At 36.7% G+C, this 20,215-nt stretch carries 27 protein-coding genes; 18 read left to right on the forward strand and 9 right to left on the reverse strand.

Annotated elements, in window-relative coordinates; genetic code table 11:
• Window positions 1–60: 60 nt before the first annotated feature.
• The 7 genes from CXF79_RS12670 (at window position 61) to CXF79_RS12700 (ending at window position 3,730) form a co-directional block, all read left to right on the forward strand.
• On the forward strand, window positions 61–450 hold the full coding sequence (locus CXF79_RS12670; protein ID WP_101155313.1) for a hypothetical protein: 390 nt from the start codon (window positions 61–63) through the stop codon (window positions 448–450).
• 207 nt (window positions 451–657) lie between these two features.
• A complete protein-coding gene (locus tag CXF79_RS12675) occupies window positions 658–1,071 on the forward strand; it encodes a GNAT family N-acetyltransferase (RefSeq protein WP_101155315.1) in 414 nt (137 codons plus the stop codon).
• Between the two features lie 96 nt (window positions 1,072–1,167).
• Window positions 1,168–1,641: a L,D-transpeptidase family protein gene (locus CXF79_RS12680; protein WP_041736935.1), complete on the forward strand. Its 474-nt coding sequence runs from the start codon at window positions 1,168–1,170 to the stop codon at window positions 1,639–1,641.
• Window positions 1,642–1,762: 121 nt separating this feature from the next.
• Window positions 1,763–2,023 (forward strand): hypothetical protein, encoded by a 261-nt coding sequence (locus tag CXF79_RS12685; protein WP_101155317.1) that lies wholly within the window; start codon window positions 1,763–1,765, stop codon window positions 2,021–2,023.
• A 134-nt stretch (window positions 2,024–2,157) separates the two neighbouring features.
• The gene (locus CXF79_RS12690; protein WP_011043317.1) at window positions 2,158–2,394 is read left to right on the forward strand and encodes a hypothetical protein; all 237 of its coding nucleotides are present in this window, start codon (window positions 2,158–2,160) and stop codon (window positions 2,392–2,394) included.
• Window positions 2,395–2,509: 115 nt separating this feature from the next.
• On the forward strand, window positions 2,510–3,124 hold the full coding sequence (locus CXF79_RS12695; protein WP_011043318.1) for a LysE family translocator: 615 nt from the start codon (window positions 2,510–2,512) through the stop codon (window positions 3,122–3,124).
• Window positions 3,125–3,232: 108 nt separating this feature from the next.
• Window positions 3,233–3,730, forward strand: a complete 498-nt coding sequence (locus CXF79_RS12700; RefSeq protein ID WP_101155319.1) for a TlpA disulfide reductase family protein — start codon at window positions 3,233–3,235, stop codon at window positions 3,728–3,730.
• A 94-nt stretch (window positions 3,731–3,824) separates the two neighbouring features.
• Here CXF79_RS12700 and CXF79_RS12705 read toward each other — a convergent pair whose 3' ends face one another.
• Window positions 3,825–4,370, reverse strand: a complete 546-nt coding sequence (locus CXF79_RS12705) for a TetR/AcrR family transcriptional regulator (protein ID WP_101155321.1) — start codon at window positions 4,368–4,370, stop codon at window positions 3,825–3,827.
• Window positions 4,371–4,468: 98 nt separating this feature from the next.
• Between CXF79_RS12705 and CXF79_RS12710 the strand changes: the two genes are divergently transcribed.
• The 4 genes from CXF79_RS12710 (at window position 4,469) to CXF79_RS12725 (ending at window position 7,150) form a co-directional block, all read left to right on the forward strand.
• On the forward strand, window positions 4,469–4,927 hold the full coding sequence (locus tag CXF79_RS12710) for an HPP family protein (RefSeq protein WP_101155324.1): 459 nt from the start codon (window positions 4,469–4,471) through the stop codon (window positions 4,925–4,927).
• Window positions 4,928–5,104: 177 nt separating this feature from the next.
• A complete protein-coding gene (locus CXF79_RS12715; protein ID WP_011043322.1) occupies window positions 5,105–5,353 on the forward strand; it encodes a DUF3297 family protein in 249 nt (82 codons plus the stop codon).
• 366 nt (window positions 5,354–5,719) lie between these two features.
• Window positions 5,720–6,025, forward strand: a complete 306-nt coding sequence (locus tag CXF79_RS12720; protein ID WP_101155326.1) for a DUF1330 domain-containing protein — start codon at window positions 5,720–5,722, stop codon at window positions 6,023–6,025.
• A 99-nt stretch (window positions 6,026–6,124) separates the two neighbouring features.
• Window positions 6,125–7,150 (forward strand): DUF2157 domain-containing protein, encoded by a 1,026-nt coding sequence (locus CXF79_RS12725; RefSeq protein WP_101155328.1) that lies wholly within the window; start codon window positions 6,125–6,127, stop codon window positions 7,148–7,150.
• Window positions 7,151–7,302: 152 nt separating this feature from the next.
• Here CXF79_RS12725 and CXF79_RS12730 read toward each other — a convergent pair whose 3' ends face one another.
• Window positions 7,303–7,482, reverse strand: a complete 180-nt coding sequence (locus CXF79_RS12730) for a DUF6435 family protein (RefSeq protein ID WP_011043326.1) — start codon at window positions 7,480–7,482, stop codon at window positions 7,303–7,305.
• A gap of 93 nt (window positions 7,483–7,575) precedes the next feature.
• Here CXF79_RS12730 and CXF79_RS12735 point away from each other — a divergent pair, with 93 nt between their 5' ends.
• Both CXF79_RS12735 and CXF79_RS12740 read left to right on the forward strand, forming a co-directional pair.
• Window positions 7,576–7,992, forward strand: a complete 417-nt coding sequence (locus tag CXF79_RS12735) for a GFA family protein (RefSeq protein ID WP_101155330.1) — start codon at window positions 7,576–7,578, stop codon at window positions 7,990–7,992.
• Between the two features lie 134 nt (window positions 7,993–8,126).
• Window positions 8,127–8,465: a hypothetical protein gene (locus CXF79_RS12740; RefSeq protein WP_101155332.1), complete on the forward strand. Its 339-nt coding sequence runs from the start codon at window positions 8,127–8,129 to the stop codon at window positions 8,463–8,465.
• A gap of 68 nt (window positions 8,466–8,533) precedes the next feature.
• Here the strand turns inward: CXF79_RS12740 and CXF79_RS23645 are convergent, their stop codons facing one another.
• The gene (locus tag CXF79_RS23645; RefSeq protein WP_232769213.1) at window positions 8,534–8,827 is read right to left on the reverse strand and encodes a hypothetical protein; all 294 of its coding nucleotides are present in this window, start codon (window positions 8,825–8,827) and stop codon (window positions 8,534–8,536) included.
• 93 nt (window positions 8,828–8,920) lie between these two features.
• Here CXF79_RS23645 and CXF79_RS12750 point away from each other — a divergent pair, with 93 nt between their 5' ends.
• Entirely contained in the window at window positions 8,921–9,271 is a 351-nt protein-coding gene (locus CXF79_RS12750) for a DUF4156 domain-containing protein (protein WP_101155334.1), read from the forward strand.
• A gap of 300 nt (window positions 9,272–9,571) precedes the next feature.
• Here CXF79_RS12750 and CXF79_RS12755 read toward each other — a convergent pair whose 3' ends face one another.
• Window positions 9,572–10,171: a short chain dehydrogenase gene (locus CXF79_RS12755; protein WP_101155336.1), complete on the reverse strand. Its 600-nt coding sequence runs from the start codon at window positions 10,169–10,171 to the stop codon at window positions 9,572–9,574.
• A 93-nt stretch (window positions 10,172–10,264) separates the two neighbouring features.
• Here CXF79_RS12755 and CXF79_RS12760 point away from each other — a divergent pair, with 93 nt between their 5' ends.
• Both CXF79_RS12760 and CXF79_RS12765 read left to right on the forward strand, forming a co-directional pair.
• Window positions 10,265–11,164, forward strand: coding sequence for a LysR family transcriptional regulator (locus CXF79_RS12760; RefSeq protein WP_232769167.1), 900 nt, complete (start codon window positions 10,265–10,267; stop codon window positions 11,162–11,164).
• 232 nt (window positions 11,165–11,396) lie between these two features.
• The gene (locus tag CXF79_RS12765; RefSeq protein ID WP_101155340.1) at window positions 11,397–12,755 is read left to right on the forward strand and encodes a nucleobase:cation symporter-2 family protein; all 1,359 of its coding nucleotides are present in this window, start codon (window positions 11,397–11,399) and stop codon (window positions 12,753–12,755) included.
• A gap of 89 nt (window positions 12,756–12,844) precedes the next feature.
• Here the strand turns inward: CXF79_RS12765 and CXF79_RS12770 are convergent, their stop codons facing one another.
• From CXF79_RS12770 to CXF79_RS12790, 5 genes are all read right to left on the reverse strand, one after another.
• Window positions 12,845–14,152, reverse strand: a complete 1,308-nt coding sequence (locus tag CXF79_RS12770; protein ID WP_101155342.1) for a sensor histidine kinase — start codon at window positions 14,150–14,152, stop codon at window positions 12,845–12,847.
• On the reverse strand, window positions 14,142–14,864 hold the full coding sequence (locus CXF79_RS12775; RefSeq protein ID WP_101155344.1) for a response regulator transcription factor: 723 nt from the start codon (window positions 14,862–14,864) through the stop codon (window positions 14,142–14,144). Before CXF79_RS12775 ends, CXF79_RS12770 begins: the two co-directional genes overlap by 11 nt.
• Window positions 14,865–14,941: 77 nt before the next feature.
• The gene (locus tag CXF79_RS12780; protein ID WP_101155346.1) at window positions 14,942–15,298 is read right to left on the reverse strand and encodes a hypothetical protein; all 357 of its coding nucleotides are present in this window, start codon (window positions 15,296–15,298) and stop codon (window positions 14,942–14,944) included.
• 110 nt (window positions 15,299–15,408) lie between these two features.
• Window positions 15,409–17,892 (reverse strand): ABC transporter permease, encoded by a 2,484-nt coding sequence (locus CXF79_RS12785; protein WP_101155348.1) that lies wholly within the window; start codon window positions 17,890–17,892, stop codon window positions 15,409–15,411.
• Window positions 17,886–18,677 carry an ABC transporter ATP-binding protein gene (locus CXF79_RS12790; protein WP_101155350.1) on the reverse strand — a complete coding sequence of 264 codons (792 nt, stop codon included), beginning with the start codon at window positions 18,675–18,677 and terminating at the stop codon, window positions 17,886–17,888. Before CXF79_RS12790 ends, CXF79_RS12785 begins: the two co-directional genes overlap by 7 nt.
• A 287-nt stretch (window positions 18,678–18,964) precedes the next feature.
• Between CXF79_RS12790 and CXF79_RS12795 the strand changes: the two genes are divergently transcribed.
• The gene (locus tag CXF79_RS12795; RefSeq protein WP_011043338.1) at window positions 18,965–19,810 is read left to right on the forward strand and encodes an enoyl-CoA hydratase/isomerase family protein; all 846 of its coding nucleotides are present in this window, start codon (window positions 18,965–18,967) and stop codon (window positions 19,808–19,810) included.
• A complete protein-coding gene (locus CXF79_RS12800) occupies window positions 19,807–20,211 on the forward strand; it encodes a nuclear transport factor 2 family protein (protein WP_101155352.1) in 405 nt (134 codons plus the stop codon). The genes CXF79_RS12795 and CXF79_RS12800 overlap by 4 nt, the downstream gene beginning before the upstream one ends.
• Window positions 20,212–20,215 lie beyond the last annotated feature (4 nt).

The raw sequence follows: 20,215 nt of genomic DNA on the forward strand, positions 1-20,215 counted from the left end.
CTCGTTTTTTCTTTTTCAAACAACTGTCTATTAAAAGGTTATTAAAGGCTTTTACAACATATGCTAAAAATTCTGTTAATACTTCCGCCTGTTATTTCAATGGCACACGTTTTTTTATCAATAATATTATATTTATTTGATATTCAATACTCTGGGAATTTATTAATTCTTTTTAGTTTACCAATAATAGTGGTGACTTCTATTCATATTTATATTGCGATCTTTGATTACTCTCTATCTAAAAGCGAGCATATTGGCTATGCACTTGTTCACATTCCATTCTCAATTACTTTTTCTTTTCTAGCTCTACTCTTTTTTATTCCTAAGGATAATGGACAAGTTGATGCATCGAGAAAATCTAAAGATACTTTATTACAATGCGTAGATATAAGAGAAGCAGAGTGTGTGAAGAACTTGTATCAACGTAAAAACTTGGTTATAAAAAACTAAAGTAGGGCATGCAGCAGTTGACTATGTACCACTTAGATAGACATTTAACCAATCTCATATTTAGTCAGTTAAAGGAGTTTATCTTGGGTACATCAATTAATCATTCCAATAAAATGAGTATTAAGCCGATACTTTAAGCTGATTGATAACTTGTAGAGCAGAAATATAACAAGTAAATTAACAAATAAAAGATAACCCGGAGTATTAATGAATATTGAAGTAGTAGAAAACCCAGAGCAAGAATTAATTGATTATCTGAATAAACAAATTAGTGACTTCAATTGGGCTAATTGGGAAGTAAGTGAACGAATCCCCTTAGCCGTACAAATTAAAAGTGATGAAGGTGAGGTTATTGCTGGTGCTGCAGCTCGTTCATTTGGCAATTGGTTATTATTAGATACATTGTGGGTTTCAGATGAATTACGTGGCCAAAATATAGGTAGTAAAATTCTCAAAGAGGTAGAAGCGTTAGGTAAAAAACGCGGGTGTATAAAATGCCTTTTAGATACGCTAAATTTTCAAGCAATGCCTTTTTATGAAAAACACGGCTATAAAACTGAGTGGATACAACAGGGTTATCCTAAAACTGGTTGTAAGTATTTTATGGTTAAAGAGTTATAATTAGCTCTTGTAGTTATAACTAACAATGCGTTTAAACGTTCAAAATGTAGTTGGTTGTTCTATCAATTTTTACCTCTTTATGGGACCTTATATACCATGAAAATACTTGTGTTAATGTTAACTGTTTTGTCTTTTTCCTGCTTTGCAGAGATTGATCTTGTTAAAATTGATAAATCTGAACGCAGAATGTATTTGCTTGAAAATGGAAAAACAATTAAAGAATATCATGTTGCTTTTGGTGAAAATCCGAAAGGGCATAAAGAAAAAGAAGGTGATGAAAAAACACCAGAAGGTATTTACATATTAGATTACAAAAAGGAAGATTCATCCTTTTATCGTGCAATGCATATTAGTTACCCTAATCAAGCCGATTTAGATAATGCAAAAATAAAAGGCTTTTCAGCAGGGGGCTTAATTATGATTCATGGACAACGAAATGAGCTTGCTGGGGTTTCAGCATTTACGCAGCGGTTCAATTGGACAAATGGGTGCATCGCATTAACGAACTCAGAAATGGATCAATTTATGTCTTTGGTAAAAGTAGGTACAAAAATCCATATAGAGTGGTAAAGGGCATATAGCCATTGATTTAAGCGGGCCTTGTGACCCTTGGCTAGTTTTCGTTCCACTAGCCTAATAGCCAATTATTTTTCCTCTTAGGGGGCCGTTATATTTAAAGGATTAAATACATATGTCATTTTTAAAATCATTCTTCATCTTTTTAGTGCTTTGGTTAAGTGGTTGTAGTTCAAACCCCAATTACTATGAACCCAAAAATTGTGGCTCTGCAACTCCAGTATGTTTAGCCATAGCAGGCGTTGCAAATATGGCTACTCATGATAGTGGACCTTCAAAAAAGTGCTCTGATATGACAGGTGAAAGAAGAGAACAGTGTATGGCGAAAGTTGATTCGTTAAAAAAGCACATTAAAGATGCGAGTGAAAAAAGATAAGGTAAATCAATGTGATGCCCAACAGTAGTTGCTGAACGTACGTCACTATTTTAGTCAACCTATAAAAGCCCTTCAGTGGGCCGTAGAGTGTTAGTGTCACCTAGATACTACCTATTTTTAAAATGGAGCATGGAATGCCAAAACAAAATATTATTATTTTTCTTCTCACCCTTATATTAAGTGGTTGTGCATCAAACTCAGCGTTAAACAAGAAAGCCGACAATGATGAAAAGGCTGGTGATTATTATGAATCTATAGGACAGCCTGAAGCAGCTGAAAGATCACGTAAAATGGCTCAGGATAACCGTGATGATTCATTGAGTGTTGAAGCGATTTTAGTCGATCTATTATTTAGGAAAGATGATAAATAACAATAATTTACATCATAAATCATTAATAGGGACTCAATACGAGTTTGGGTTATGCAGCTCAATTTCAGTCCCTTTTATTTAGCCTTAATGAGGCCTTAGGAAAATAAGAGAGGATATGGATTATTTAATCGCAATTGTACTGTTTGCAATCTCATCGTCAGTTACTCCTGGTCCAAACAATATTACGATTATGGCTTCTGGTGTCAATTTTGGTATTCGTAGAAGTATGCCATTATTTTTGGGGATCTGTGTTGGGTTTGCCGTAATGTTACTGCTTGTCGGTATTGGTTTTGGGCAGATCTTTGAAAAAATTCCTACTTTACATATCTTTATAAAATTTATTGGTACCTTGTATTTACTGTATTTAGCTTTTTTAATCGCTACGGCTGATGAAATAACTATGTCAAATACTCCAGCCAAGCCGTTAACTTTCATGAAAGGCGCTTTGTTTCAATGGTTGAATGCAAAGGCTTGGGTGGTAGCAACGGGAGCAATAGCTGCGTTTACAACCGTTGGTGTAGATTTTTACACCCAAAATATCATCATAGCCTTAACATTTTTGGTTATCTCGTTTCCTTGTGTAGGTATTTGGTTGTTTTTCGGATCAACGTTGAAAAAGCGACTTAAATCTAAACAACACCGGAAAGTGTTTAACTATTCTATGGGGGGATTATTAGTTATATCAGTAATCCCTGTAATAAAAGAATTGAGTGTTCAACTTACCCAATAAAAAAATAAAGTAGGGAATAAAAGCAGTAGGTTATGTGCTGTTTTAACAATTAACTAAACGATACTTTAATTTGTTATTTTGGGTGTTAGTTAGAAAGGAATCACAAAAATGCTAAATCGGATAATTATTCTAATAATCGCAATGACGTCACTAAATATTAATGCCGAGACGGTATTGGAACTAGGCGAATACCCACCTAATTATTTAGGTCGTGATGTTAATGGCAACGATGTTACGTTAGAAGATAATAAGGGAAAAATTGTCGTTATATCTTTTTGGGCTTCGTGGTGTTCACCATGTTTAAAAGAACTTCCTATTTTAGAGGGTATCCAAAACAAAGTTGGAGACGACAAAGTTAAAGTAGTTGCTATAAACTTTAAAGAAAATAGTAAACAATATCGTCACATTAAAAATAAACTGTCCTCTTTAAAATTAACGCTAACTCATGATAAACGTGGTGCTATAGGTAAAAAATTTGGCGTTAAGGGTATTCCAAATTTATTTATTGTTGGTAAGGATGGTAAGCTTTTATTTCATAAAATTGGTTATGGTGCATCATCAATAAATAAAATAGTAAAAGTGTTAAATGAAGAGCTTGCAAGCTAATAATACCTTCAAAAGGATTAAAAACTGTTGCCTGTTTTCGTTTCTTAATTATTAAAGTTCAGTATTATAAGGCACTTTACGTGGGCGTTAGCACTTACAGCGCAGACAATACTTTGATGCATTTTGAGGTAACGTCGGATCCTTTACCTGTTACATAAGCTGTAGTAATGGCACCTTCTTTCATAATGCATATAGCATCGAGTAGGAGAGGATGATCTGAAGTTAACTTCTTTTGTATTAATTGTCTTACTTCTTCTTTGTGCTCACTGCAATAGCGAGAAATATCACTGCCCTTATCACTAAATTCTGCCGCAGTGTTAATAAAGAAGCATCCTCTAAAATTACCGAGCTTTGGATCCTTGTTATCGAACCAATTCCCAAGTGAATTAAATAGTTGCTCAACAACCTCTTGATCAGACTGACTGTCTGACAATTGCTCTTCTAACCATGTGATAAACGTTTCATGCCTTTGTTTTAAAGCGGCTAAAACTAACGTATTTTTACTTTCAAAATGGCTGTAAAGCGTTCTTTTAGCCACACCTGAAATTTTCAATATTTCATTGATACCAATAGAGTTTACGCCATTGTCGTAAAAAAGCGCTAGTGAAGTACTTACCAAAAGTTCACGTTTCTTATTCATTTATTTCTCCTTTGCTATCAATATCTATATTGACAAATGTATACCGACTTGTCTACTATAGCAGGTAGACAAATCGGTCTACTCTGTGTGAGGTTTTTATGAATAATTATTTGCTATCCGTTATAGCTGGCTTTGGGGCATTCTTAGCTATAGGTTTGTTGTCCTATATGGAAGCTAGTTTGGGGGATGTTGCTTTACTAATGGCACCGTTTGGGGCAACCGCAGTATTGGTGTTTGGCGTCCCTGATAGTCCGTTAGCTCAACCTAAAAATGTAATTTTAGGGCATTTTATCACTGCATTCATTGGCGTGGTATTTGTTCAATATGTCGGTGTAACACCACTAACGTTAGCACTAGCTACTGGGCTTGGTGTCACGGCAATGTTGGCATCTAAGACTACGCATCCGCCAGCAGGAGCTAATCCTATTCTCATTATGCTATCAGCTCAGGGGTGGGGGTTTTTGATCACACCTGTGTTAATAGGGGCAGTTATCATCGTTTTAGTGGGTAAAGCGTTGCGTATGTTGCAAAATAAATATTCTAGATTAGAGAACTAACAAACGTTTAATAGTGATTCACAACGTAGGGTATTCTTAAGTAGATTTAAGTGTTAATAAAATAGAGGGTTTACAAATAGTCTGATAGAGGGGACTAACATTTATTGCTGAAACTCTTGAGCGTTATGCCCATATTGTCTACAATAGCGCACTTTTTATTTACTACAAGTCACGAACATGAACGACACTACCTCGCTACCAGCTTTACCTGATCGCCTTTCTGTTAACCCTCGCAGCCCACATCATGTGGAAGAAATCTTCGAGCACGACATAGGTATTATGCTAAACGGCAAAGAGCATTTTGATGTTGAGGAATATTGCATCAGTGAAGGTTGGGTAAAAATTCCAGCACACAAAGCATTAGATCGTCGCGGACAACCTCTTATGAGAACGGTAAAAGGCACAGTTGAAGCGTTTTATCGTTAAGATATAATTAGAAAACCGATAATTTAGCCAACGTTGATGCCACTCATCAGTTGGCGTAATAGTTAAGTAGTGTTGCAAGGCCACTTACTATCATCGCTTAGGGTCTAGGAGAATTTAGACCCTATTTTTTCTTATACTGCAATATATCCCTCCTTTCTTCTAGTCAATGCGAACACAGCTTAGCCTTTGAATCCGCTAGTAAAATATTTCACTAATTACCCTGTATATGAATGTTTGGTATTACTAGGCATTGAGTAGCTTTATAGATCTATTTGTGATTAAGTTGAAAAATAATTAATAAATAGTGTGAAAATATTTGTCCTCTAAGTGGGACCTTCTATCTATCAACCTTCTAAAGGATATTTCATGGCATATGAAAGAATAATGGGACTAGACGTTATTGATGATCAAGAATATCAAAAGTATCGGGAGGCAATGATGCCTATCCTAAAATCTTTTGGTGGTTCATTTGGTTATGATTTCAGGGTTTCTGAAGTGTTGTTAACAAAAACAGCAGACAATATTAATCGAGTTTTCACCATAGCTTTTCCAAATCCAAAGCAAATGGATGATTTTTTTTCAGATCCTGATTATTTAGTTGTTAAAGAAAAAATTTTTGATAAGTCAGTCAAAAGTAAAACTACAATATCGGTACATGAAACAGAGCTGTAATAAGCACTTTTATAATATCAATTTAAAAGTGATATACGAGTAAACTTAATGTTGTTTGTTAACCAGAACGTTACCTGCTCATCATAGAAGGAATCTAGATTGAACATAACTAAAAAGAACCTTAAAGACGCTGTAACAGAAAATATTCTTTCCGTAGAGCAATCAGAAAAACTTATTGAATTTTTGAACGCTCAACCTAATATTGGACCGAAATTCGATTTCACTCATATTCTTTATTATTTTGGCGGCATGATTGCAATAGCTGCTATGACGCTTTTTATGGGCTTAGGCTGGGAGTCATTCGGAGGTCTTGGTATTGTATCAATCTCTCTATTGTATGCTGCTATTGGCTTGAAACTTACCAATAGTTTTAAAGCTAAAGGTTACGATATCCCTGCTGGGATATGTGGGACTTTTGTTATTGCGTTAACACCATTAGCTGTTTATGGATTGCAACATGCCTTAGGTGTATGGCCAGATGAAAGTGTCTATCGAGAATATCATCGGTATATTAAATGGCATTGGCTGTATATGGAGCTAAGTACATTAGCTGTTGGTGCTATTTTCGCATGGAAATACAAATACCCATTTTTAATGATGCCGATTGCAGTGACGCTTTGGTATTTATCAATGGATATCACCGCAATGCTTTCTGGTGGAGATTTTGATTGGGAGCTAAGAAAATTAGTTTCTATGTACAGCGGTTTATTGATGATTGCATTAGCTTTTTGGATTGATATTCGATCACGAAATAAAGCTGATTATGCTTTTTGGATCTATTTATTTGGGGTGATTGCCTTTTGGATAGGAATGTCACTTCAATACTCGGATAGCGAACTCTCTAAATTCATTTACTTTTGTATTAATCTCATCATGATCTTTGTTGGGGTAATGCTGGTTCGTCGAGTATTTGTTGTTTTCGGTGCTTTAGGTTGCAGTGGTTACATAGGTCACCTTGCGTTCGATATATTTCAAGATAGCTGGTTATTTCCTATCACATTAACCGTATTAGGATTATTGGTCATTTACCTTGGCATTCTATGGCAAAAACATGAGCAAGGGATCACAGATAAAGCGAGAAAAATATTACCTGTAGCACTGCGTGAATTATTAGAATCTAAGTAATATGCAACAGTATAAAAGAGTTATCTGAAAGTACTAAGGCAACGGTATATAAGAATTGTTTTTTGTCCAAGCTAACTGCAGTGTAAATGACTTATCAGAAGTAATGAATAATGACACGCAACCTTATACCGTTACGTGTCATGACTAGTTCGTTATGGTTTTGTTGAATTCTCTATTGCTTGTATTTCAACGGCTATTTTCTCTGCTTCTGCAGTAATCATTGAATAGGATTTAATATCTCCATTTCTTTGTGCATGCATCGCTTGCTCAAGTTTAGCTTCATAAAGTTTATTCAATTTTTTTACTGGGTCTTTCTTAAATATTGAGAACATTTAAATCACTTTTAAGTTGGTTATCTAGGTTAATACGGTTATAAATGGATTTTAGTTTTTATTATTTACATTTTATTTTTTTAGGGGTTATCAATGTCTCACTCACAAACAAACTGCCTTTGTGGAGCAGTCAAAATTACCGCAGAGCAAATTAATCCTAAATTTACTGTATGCCATTGCCAATCATGCAGAACCTGGGGTGGAGCTCCTTTTTTTGCAGTTAAATGCGGTACTAATGTTAACATCGAAGGAGAGGAAAACGTTAAAATGTATGAATCTTCTTCTTGGGCATCTCGTGGTTTTTGCACTCAATGTGGAACGCATTTGTTCTATAAACTTAAAGGAACAGGTGAATATAATATGCCGGTAGGTTTGTTTCCAAACTTGAAAGGCTTAGAAATGGATATGCAGTATTTTAGTGATATGCGTCCCAGTTATTATTGCTTTGCCAATGAAACAAAAGAAATGACAACCGCTGAGATAATGGCGTATTTTGCAAAAGAAACCTAACTTATTAAATAATTAACTGTTATGAAAACAGAAATAAAACATATGCATAGCTTCATGATTCATATGTTTTAGTTAATACTTATCAAATACGTAAAATGGATTTATGTATCAGTGAGATACCAGGAAGATGATTTATGAACAACCTTTGTACTTATATAGCGGCAACAAAAGGTGAGATCAGCGTTGTGAAGTTAGTAACTTCCCAATCGTTTGACAAATCATATGTGTATCAAGACATTGTTGTTAAGTGCACGGAATCAGTTTTTCAATTTACCAATGGCGTTGTAATGAAATATTGCAGCGAATCTGATTTGATTGAAGCGAATGAGCAAGTATGTGCTGAATGTTGGATTTCTTATGAGGTGATTGCTGAGTCTGGCGATACTCAAGTATTTCCTAAAAAGAAGACGTTCATAAATCATTGCCAAGAAGATTTCTGGCTAAAAATTAGCAACAACTCCGCCAATGTATAATGCTAAGGTGTTATTAAGGGTAAGCACGACAGAGTAGGCTGGTGTTAGATAATGTTCAATATGACGTTTTAATTTGTATTTATTAGACTAATCTCATTAATAAGAGTAAGAAAACAGTTAATTACATTAGGGTCTGTTGATCTTTCGAGATTGTTTTTGCAGCGACTTGTAGGGTGTTTATACAAGGCAGAGCCTTTGTCATGTGGTTGTTCTGGACAATATGCTCCTGCATTGTCTAATAAGCTACATCCATGTAGCGCCACATAAAAAAGCGATAACGCCGTAAAAATGACCAACAAACGCTGTCCGAAGGATTCGGCTAAAAGCGTTTTACTCTTTGTTGAGTAGTATTTGCTTAGAATGACTAGGCTACATACTACTCGCCGCGATTAAAACGCTTTTATCTCGAACAAAATTTAACCGCGAAAGATCAACAGACCCTAGTATGGAGCAATATGAAAGTAGTTAAAATAAAACAAATTCTGTTATTGTTAACTAGTTTATCGCTAGTTTCCTGCAGTTTGATAGATACCCAGCAACTTCACGATGATACTCGCCCAATTATCGTTATTAGTAATTACGAACAAGTAAGTGGTTGTCGTTACATTAGTGAATTAGTGGGATCAGAAGGGCATTGGTATAGCTTTTTTTTCATTTCTAATACCGAACTCACTATTGCCAGTATCAATGACTTGAAGAACCAAGCAAGTGACGTTGGCGCTAATACCATTTATATAGAGAAACATATGGGATTTGGAACCTCAGTGACTTTTCTAGGACAAGCATACGACTGTCCATTTTCTTGAAGTATTGGCTCATCATTTTTCACCGTATATTCTAACTAAACTGAGTCGGTAGAATGACATCATATTCATTTTATAATGTTGTGAAACGTAGATCGAATTTTTAATATTTATGTCATAAATTTAACTGCTTGACGTTTTATGGGTACCGAGTTTATTTACACATCAAAATTGAAAAAGAAAGAGTTAATTGTCATTTTTATATCCGCTTAAGTATAAAAAATCTGTAGCCTAATTCAGGACTACAGATTTAATGATGCAATTAACCTGTCGTTAGTTAATTTATGTCGTTAATTCGTGCTCTTATAAGTAATCTGGCGCATCTAGCGTCTGTCCATGCATTTTACCTGTAACTGCTGCCATGTAGGCTTTAGCAGTATCGTTAGCAGATAAACCTGATTCCGTATCCATACCCATCATTGCCATTGTTTCTTTAACAAATACTGGGGCAACAACATTTACTCTAAAGTTATCGACTTCTAAAGCTGCTGCTTTAACAAAACTCTCTAATGCACCGTTAGCCATACTTATTACCGCACTACCGTGCATAGGCTCTCTTGATAAAACACCTGATGTTAAGGTGATTGAACCGCCTTCGTTTATAAAACTCTTTCCTAAACGTAGTAAGTTTATCTGTCCCATCAATTTGTTATTTAGTGCCGTTTGATAATCGATGTCAGTTAAGTCATCAAAACCTGCGAAAGCCGCTACCCCTGCAGTAGAAATCACTGCGTCTACATGACCAACTACTTCAAACATGTTGCGGATTGATTCTGGGTTACCTAAATCAACTTTTACATCACCGTTAGCATAATTTGCTGAAATAACTTCATGGTTAGATTTAAGGTTAGCTTCAACTGCTTGTCCGATAGTGCCGCTAGCACCTACTAATAAAATTTTCATATCAATCTCCAAATGGTCTTCTTGTTTAAGTTGTGTGTATTATATTGATTGTATAAAATAGAAAAATAACCTTGAAAAGAAATGATTATTCTCATGAAGAGAAAGATAGATTTATTAAAAGCGATGAGTACCTTTATTGTTGTCATTGATAAAGGAAGTTTTAGCGCGGCATCAAGAGAACTCAATATAGTGACTTCTGCTATAAGTCGACAGGTCTCAGATTTAGAAGATCACTTTGCGTGTCAATTGCTTTATAGAAGCACCAGAGCCATGAGCCTCACCGCTGAAGGTAAACAGTACCTTGAACAATTTAGAAATATAATCGGTAGTGTTGAACAATTAGAGAATAAATCAGACGACTTGAATCGAGTATTATCGGGACACTTAACCATTTCAGCCCCTAGTGGCTCTGCATCGTTAGGCTTTCTAAAATCAGCCAGTGATTTTATGAAATTACATCCAAAGGTAAAAATATCTTGGTTATTCGTCAATCGATTCGTCAATATGGTGCAAGAGGGGGTAGATTTATCTATTCGGGTTGGGGAGTTACCTGATTCCAATTTTATTGCCCGACGATACGGTTCTACCCAGATTAACTTTGTCGCTAGTGAGCAGTACATCAACCAACATGGTAAACCTAAACACCCAAAAGAGTTGTCCAAGCATCAGTGTCTAGTAGATAGCTCTAATCGCTTTCCTTTACGTTGGCGTTATCAAGAAGAAGGCAAAGAGCATCATGCTCCTATTGATTCTTTTGCTGAAGCGAATGATGGCGACATAGTTGCAAAATTAGCAACAGAAGGTCTAGGCATCGCTTATCTACCGACGTTTCTGACTCAACAGTATTTAGATAATGGAACATTGATACCAATATTAACTGAATTCCAATTTGACCGCATTCCTGTTTCATTGGTTTATCCTGCTAAGTTAATGATAAATCCGTTGATGAAATCTCTAGTAGGTTACTTATTAGAAGACTTGAAGAACGATTAACCTGATAGTTTATTCTTGAGAATCACCCATTCTATCTAATTCTGTTTACAGGTTAATGGTGTTTTAGCTTGAGTCAAAACAAAATTAAATTTCACTATGCGAAATCATCTTTCCAAAGTTAAATCGCCACTGAGTTGACACTAGTGTCAAGTTCGTGCGAGTCTGATAGACCAAATTATCAGCAATATTTTTAATCTATATCAAAAAATATAATAAAAACTAGGAATAGAACATGGAAATTTTATATCAAGTTGAAGATAAGCCGCCTATTGGTACCTCCATATTACTTGCAGCACAGCACTTACTCGCCGCTTTAGGAGCAATCATAACTGTACCGCTAGTCGTTGGTGGTGTTTTGAATCTACCGGTAGAGGATATTGTCGTATTGGTTAACGCGGCAATGCTAGTTTCGGGTGTAGTTACTATTATTCAGTGTAAAGGGGTTGGGCCCGTTGGAATTAGGCTTCCTTGCGTTATGGGAACCAGTTTTACCTTTGTCGGCGTTTCCATCGCTATTGGATTTGAACACGGAGTGGCAGGAATACTAGGCTCGGCTTTAGTTGCATCACTCGTTATGATTATTGGCAGCTTTTTTATGCCAATGATTAGACGATTTTTCCCACCAATAGTTACAGGCACAGTTGTAACCCTAATTGGACTGTCATTAATTCCCGTCGCCGTTGATTGGTTTGCAGGTGGTCAAGTAGGACAAGAAGGTTATGCATCACTGCCTAATTTAGCGATAGGATTATTTGTTTTAACAACGGTTATACTGTTATCTATTTTTGGCAAAGGGATCTTATCGGCAGCCGCTGTGGTAATAGGTATGGCGCTGGGATTCATGGCATGTGTGGTCTTAGGTTTGGTCGACTTTAAGCCAGTGCAAGATTCTCCATTATTTGCTTTGCCAAGTCCTTTTCATTTTGGTTTAACTTTTCCAATTAGCGGCATTATCGGTATGTCTATTGCCTACTTGGTGACAATAGTTGAATCTACCGGTGACTTTTTAGCACTATCGAATGTGACAAAAACAAAATTAACCGGAAAGAAATTATCTAGTGGAATATTATGTGATGGGCTAGGTTCAGCTTTAGCGTCATTATTTTCTACTACCCCTTTTTCCTCTTTCTCACAAAATGTAGGTATTGTTGGCATGACAGGCGTAGCAAGTCGCTATGTTGTTGCCATCACGGGCGCCATGTTGATTCTTGCTGGTTTATTTCCAATCATTGGTGCCTTGGTAGTAGCTATACCACTTCCTGTGCTTGGTGGTGCTGGCTTGGTTATGTTTGCAATGATAATTACTGCAGGGGTAAATATTTTATCTCACACTAAACACACTAAAAGAAATGGCATTATTATCGCGGTAAGTATTGGCGCGGGTATGGCAGTAACTGTACGTCCTGAGTTGTTAAGTCACTTACCCGACTTCCTTAAAATCATTCTTGCTTCTGGTATTACTACCGGCTCAGTAATTGCGTTGCTGTTAAATGCGGTGCTTCCTGATGGCGATATAATTGTTGAGACTGAAGAAGAAAATCCTAGCGACAATGAAGTTGAAAGTTCCCCCAACTTGATTCAAACACCTTAACAGCTTAACTATGAAACAATGGCCTGATTTATCAGGCCATTGAAAATGCATGAGCAAACCGTTATTTCGAAGTGATTCATTTCAAGGTTTTACTTCAACGTGATAGAAATTTTAGTTCCTTGCTCACTTGAAAGCGTTAATAACCAGCCTTGATGTTCACATAAACGTTTTACAATCGATAAGCCAAAACCATACCCCGTACTTTGACTACCTTTAACTGCGGGTTCGGTTATATTACCTGAAATGCTTTGTTGTATACCTGGACCGGTATCAGCAACAATCAGTGTTTTATCTTGCATCTCAATGATGACCTTACCTTGTTGAGTATATTGAAAAGCATTGGCAATTAAATTGTCTAATAATACCGTTAACATGCCTGATTGCGCATAAACGTCTACATTACAATTATCATTTACTTCCACTTGTATTGGTTTGTTATTGATGAGGTGATTCTGGTCAATAATAGATTGCTCAATTAAGGGCAGTATTTTTATGTGCTTTTTGTCTACTTCGGTATGTTCTTCCCTTGCAAGGGTAAGCAACGTGGTAACTGTTTGCTCCATTTGCGTGCTCGCTTGGGATATACGATCGATCACGGGATTACTTACATCAGTCGAGTGTTGATTACGATAAACCTCTACCGCATTTTTTATAATAGAGACAGGGGTTCTAAGTTCATGGCTGACGTCACGAGTAAAACATTTTTCTCTGACCAAACTTTGGTTAATTCGGGTCATCGCGGTTTCTAGGGTCTGCGCTAAAATTCCTATTTCATTATTAGGGAATTGCTGTGCAAACTTATCGGGGATTTGTTCAGGGGCAACACCATTAACTAAATCGGCGAGTTGCTTCAATGGCATAGCGGTTTTTCTGCCTATCTGCCAGGCGATAACAAAGGCAAGTAATACTAATATTAAGCCTGCAATCAACATTAATTTTAAGATGCCTTTAGTGAAAGGGCGGACTAACAGCATTTCACTGACTTCTGCGACAAGGTAAACATCTTCTGATTTGGGTAATGCTAATAAATGATAGTGACGACCGTCTTCTCCTGAAAATTCTTTTCTGTTTGGTTCAGCAATATATCGCTGCTTGATGTCATCAGGTAAAGTACTTTTTGAGAAGTACAACGTCATATGGCTCACGCGAGGGGCTGACCAAGACTTATCCTGATCATAACCTTGTTGTAAAAATTGAGCTTCTTGTCTGACTTCACGTTCAATAAATTCATCTTCAATGTTGTACATTAAAATGAAACAAAACCCGCCCCAAACCGCAGATATTAACAAGGTAAATAAACAAAATTGGCTAACAATTTTTCTACTTAAACTGTGAAATTTCACTGGGTTTTTAGGTGTTGGAATTTGAGGTTGATTAGTTTTATTGTTATTTATCATTGTTTATTACATCGCTTTTTACATGACTTTCTACATTTAAGAGGAAGCCAATACCGTGCATGGTTTTAATCATCGGATAATCAAAAGGTTTATCTAACATATTACGCAACTGGTAAATATGAGATCTAAGTGCGTCGGATTCTGTAGGCTCATCTCCCCATAACTTCTGGGATAACTTTGAACGACTCACGACTTGAGGATAAGCTTCCGCTAAAATTGTGAGAATACGATAGCCCATAGTATGTAATTCAAGGTTTTGTCCAGAACGCGTGACTCGTTGTCTTTTTCTATCAATGCATAGCTGATCAAATATTAAGGTATCATTGGTTTGTAATAAATGGCGTCTTGATAAAGCGAAACAGCGAACTTCGAGTTCTTCTAAAGAGAAGGGCTTAGTTAAATAATCATCTGCACCAAGAGTAAAACCTGAAATTTTATCCTCGATACTGTCTCTTGCGGTGAGCATGATAATGGGTACATGATGGCGAGCTTGTTTACGCAATTGCTTGCAAACCTCAAGCCCATCCATAACGGGTAAATTCAAATCGAGAATGACTAAATCATAATGATTAGTTAATGCCAGTTCCAATCCTTGATCACCCTGGGTTGCAAAGTCTAATACATGTCCTTTATCTTCCATGTAGTTAGCAATATTTTGGGCGATACTTTGTTGATCTTCAACGACTAGAATATACAAAGATTGATTATTCATTTAGTTTCTCGAATTAAAGTGCCCTGTAATATTTTGATGCTAAAAATAGTAAAGAGCTGCTTTCGTTAGCAATTTTCTTACAAGGTTTTTAACATGTCTTGCGCTGCTTTGAAATTAGGTTTTGCAGTAATAGCTTTATCAACTAATACCTTTGCATTATAGCTATTACTTGGATTGTACTTATCGGCTTCAACTGGACCGCCTTTAGGGCTGACGATATCAACAACAATGCCATTGATTATAAACACAGTATCCGCTTTTGAGAAATCATCAAATTCGTATCCGGGTTGTTTATCTCCTTGGTCATTACCACTAACGACCATTAACACTTTATTGTTGTCCGATTTTAATGCTGCTTGAGCAGGTAAAGCCGTCATCACTAACGTAGCAAATAGCGTGATTAATACTACTGTGTGTTGTTTTAAAATGTTCATTTGTTTCTCTCGCCTTAGTATGACGACATTATGATCGAGACTACGTGAAATAGATGTGAAACTGTTTTGGCTCAAGCAATATGTGATACTTTTTTGTTAAACATAATATTTTATATATCGGCCATTAATTGCTTAACCGAACTCTTTAAACTATGTCGACTAGCGTATACACCTAATAAGGTAACTGTGGACAAAATAATGGCTAATGTTATGAACAATATGAATAAGTCAGGTTGATAAGAAAGTGAGAACTGAGATTGATAAATTAACATACCGGTAATGTAGGTACCGGCTATTGCACCTATTGCTATGATTAAGGCGGTAATTAACCATTCAATAATATTGAGCTGCAAACAGGTGTTTTTTAAAAAACCAAAGCTCATTATCACGCTGTTCTTTTTCTTTTCTTTGCTTTCAAGTGCATTAATTGATGACAAAATCACAATAATGGCGAGTAAAATAATCATCACCGCAAAACCGCTGATAACTTTGGTGATCATGGCTAAAATGTCATCAAACTGTTTTGTTAATTCCTGTAGGGAGACCATTCTTATAGTAGGGTGATTTTCCCATAATTGACTAAGCAGTGGCCATTGATCCTCATTCAGTTCTAAACTAGACATATTATATTGCGGCGCATTGATGTGTTGCAGGGCTGTCTGGGGCATTTGCACCCAGAAAGTAATTGAACCTGCGCCGGGTTTAAATTCATGACTCGCTGTAATAGTAAAAGTGTAGCTTTGTTGGTGAATAATAAAGGTAAGCTCGTCTCCTAGGGATAAACCTAAATCGGTCATTACTTCATCTTCAAGGGATATTTGTTGCCAGTTTTTAGTCTCTTTTTGCCACCATGCCCCTTGAACCAAGCGGTTATTCTTTGGAAGTTTTTCACTCCAATGCAATCTAATAGCGTTTGATAATGTCGCTAAGCTGTCACTGGGCTTTTGTGTAAATTCACTGAGTGTTTGGTTGTTGATTTTCACTACTATGGCATACAAGTAAGGCTTAGTTTGACGCAGATTAATATTATGTTGTTTTGACCATTGCTCGATTGCTTTCATTTGAGGCTGACTTGCTTGTGAAATCATCACATTACCATCATGTGTTCTCTGGTATGAAACCATGGTGTCGCCTAAGTCTTTTAAAAGCATGAGCGTAAACAATAATAAAAATGTGCTTAATCCAATTCCCAACATTTGAGTGCTTTTGCTTAATAAACGCTGTTTCATCATAAACAAGGTAAAAGGGATGAGTCCTGAAAATTGTTGGGTAGCTTTTTCACCTAAGCTTAATACTGTCCAGCTTATCGCTGCCATTAATGCGATAGTGATTGAAATACTACCGACTAACATCAGGGTTAATAAACCATTATCTGAGTACTTCACAGCAACAAAAACAAGAACCACCAAGGCGCATAGTTTAATGAGCGCTAACGAAATACTTTTTTGATTTTGATGAAACAACTTAGCCACAGATGTTTGACACAAGGTTAACCAAACAGGTGAATGAAAGACGGCAAACAGTAATACACAAGTTGCGACCGTTTTAGCGGTAAGCCAGATCTCTAATTGCCAGGTGATTTCAGCAAATGTTTCAGATAAGCAACCGATGACCAACCAATGAAATGAACTAGATAAAATCACCACAACAGGTATAAGTAGCACTATATTAATGAACCATTTAATCAGTGATAACTGTAAACCTGTTGCTTTTGAAGCGCCTAAGCTCATACAAATTGCTGAAAAATACTGTTCTTTTTTTAAGTGTACTTGCGCTATTTGTTCAATAGCGATAGCAGCCATAAAAAATAAAATAATGGAGGCTAAGCCTAAAAAGTTTTCAGTGCGTTGCCAAAAGGAGGCTAACGGATGAGAGCCGTTTTTATGATGAATTTTCGCTGCGGGAAGTTGCGCTTGTTGCCACTCAATGAGTTGATGTATCTGTGATTTTGATGCCGTAACAAGGTAACGATGCTGAATAAGATCTGTTGGGAAAGCTAACTTTTCCATATCATCCACATTGATGATAGCGCGCATAGCTACATTATGTCCTTCCATCAATCTATCAGGCTCGTGAATTAGCACTCTTGATACGATAAAGGCTCGTTCACCTATGCTTATAGCGTCACCAATCGATAATGTTAGGCTGGCAAATAGACGGCTGTCTAACCATATATTTCCTGCTGTAGGACCACCGTTGGTTTCTGTTGCTGGACTCTGCAAAGAAGTTGAAGTGAGTAGTTTCCCTTGTAAGGGGTAGTCATTTCCTACCGCTTTGAGCTTGGACCGTTGCCACTTATCGTTGAATGTTAACGTAGCATTAATCTGCATTGTCTTGACCACATTATCACTGAAATTGCTCAACGAAGTTAACTGAGCCGTTGTTAATTTATCTTTTTGAGTTAATACCGCATCGGCACCCAAAAGATTTTGTAAATTTCCTTCCAGGTACTTTTGAATGCTGTTGCTGGATAACGATAAAGTGACGATAAAAATCATTAATATCGCTTGAACCCAGCGCAGTAATTGTTGGTGAGGCTGGCGGTATTCTTGCGTGAAATAGTACCAAGCCAATAGCATATGATGATTTAACATGATGCTACCCGCTGCTCTTCTGTAGAGAGGTATTTAGTGATGTCTTGTTCTTCAGTGGGATTAATCGATGACGTTTTAGTGAGCTCTCCATCTGCAAGGGAATAAATGTTCTGTGCTTTACTGGCAAGGGCATTGCTGTGAGTGACTATGATTAAAGCGGCATTATTTTCTTGGCAGCAGGCAAATAAAATATCAGAAATTTCATTCGCATTATGTTGGTCCAAATTACCCGTTGGTTCATCGGCAAATATAAACTTGGGTGAAAATACTAACGCACGCGCGATGGCAACACGTTGTTGTTCTCCACCACTTAATTGTGATGGTTTATGATCCGCTCTATCGGACAAACCTACCTTTTCTAACCACTGCTTTGCTTTGCTTATTGCTTGTTTATCACCACGTAATTTCAATGGTAAAGCAATGTTGTGCAAAGCAGTTAACTCAGGCAGTAAATGAAATTGTTGAAAAATAAAACCAATGTCTGAGCGTAAGTTATCAAGTGTTGAAGTGTGTTTATCATTAAGGTAATGACCATGACCTGAGCTGGGTTTTTCTAAACCTGAAAGCAGCATAAGTAAACTTGACTTACCAGCACCTGAAGGGCCTGTTATGGCGTAGGATTGTCCTTGGTTTATAGTTAAATCAAGATTTTTAAATAAGGTAATAATTGAAGCCTTATTTTTATTAGTCGTGTTTTCAGAAGTAGAGTTTTTATGTCCAAGACTGCCAGAAGAGTTGTTTGCAAAGGATTGAGACACACTTTTTAATTCAATTGAACTAGTCATAAATTTACACCACAGTAATAATTCATGCTGGTATCGTATGGGTATGCCTGTGAAACGAATGTGAAATTCAAGAAAGTAATAGTGTAATTTCAGCTTTCATATCTAAGCTTTACACCATGTATATTACAAAATAGTGGCTTAAATAAGTAATGGATAACAGCATAAAATACTATCAATGAAATCTATAAACAGAATCTACCAAAAAGGCAATTATCAATAGATAATGCGAGTGCTAACCTGTATCTGTAATTTACAACTTTTATCTAGTAACAAATTTGGAGATTCTTATGGTTTATGAAAATTATACAACGTTTTATGCTAGCCAAAATCAAGCTGTCCTAACGGTCACTTTTGACTTTGGTCCTGTTAATATTCAAGGCATTTCGATGCTTGATGATCTTAATCGCTTATCAGAAACTTTAGAAGATGATCGCAGCGTTAAAGTCGTTGTATTTCAATCTGCTCATCCTGAAATTTTTGTTGCTCATGCAGACACAAACTTCCTTAAAGATATATCTACGCAGGCAATACCTAGGGAAGAAATAGAATTACTTTATTTGCAAAAGGTTTTACAGCGAGTTAGTGCGCTTCCTCAAGCAACAATCGCTAAAGTTGAAGGCTTTGCCCGTGGAGGTGGACATGAATTTATGCTGGCGTGTGATATGCGTTTTGCTGCAAGGGGTAGAGCGAAGTTTATGCAGATGGAAGCGGGTATGGGCATTTTACCTTGTGGTGGTGGTGCATCTCGTATGGCTAGACAAGTAGGTTTGGGTCGTGCGTTGGAAATAATTTTAAGTGCTCGTGATTTTGATGCAGACCAGGCTCAAGCATATGGGACTATCAACCAAGCACTCGATGCCGATAAAATTGGTCCGTATGTAGATGAGTTAGCTAATCGTATCGGTCAGTTCCCAGCCGAATCAATCGAAGCATGTAAGCGTGCGGTTTATGCATCTATTGATCTACCAATTGAAGCTGCTCTTAAAGAAGAAGCTTATTGGCTATATCAATCTATGAGTAAAACACCGGCTCAACAACGTTTTCAATATGCTGATGATAACGGTGCGCAAAATGATATGGATAATCAACGTAATTGGGACCAGTTAGTCATGGGCATTCAGGAGGTCAAATGAGTACTGAAAAGAATAAATTAGTGATTAATAGATTTCTTGAACGATTTTCGGCTAATGATGTGGAAGGTGTACTATCTCTGCTAAATAACGCTGCCATCTGGAAAGTCATGGGTCGAGAAGGTGGTTTACCTCTTTCAGGCGAAATGGACAAAATTGCTGTCGCTGATTTGATGAATACGGTCAATAATATATTCCCAAAAGGTATGACACTAACGCCTTCAGGATGGACAGCTAGCGGAGATCGCGTTGCTGCTGAGGTTGAATCCTATGGTCAAAAATCTGATGGGACTATTTACAATAACATGTACCATTTTTTGTTTGAAATTAAGGATGAACAAATCATAACTATTAGAGAGTATATGGATACATTACACGTAAAATCGGTTTTTATTGATAACTAACGTG

This window comes from Colwellia sp. Bg11-28, assembly GCF_002836245.1.
Taxonomy (GTDB): Bacteria; Pseudomonadota; Gammaproteobacteria; order Enterobacterales; family Alteromonadaceae; genus Colwellia; species Colwellia psychrerythraea_A.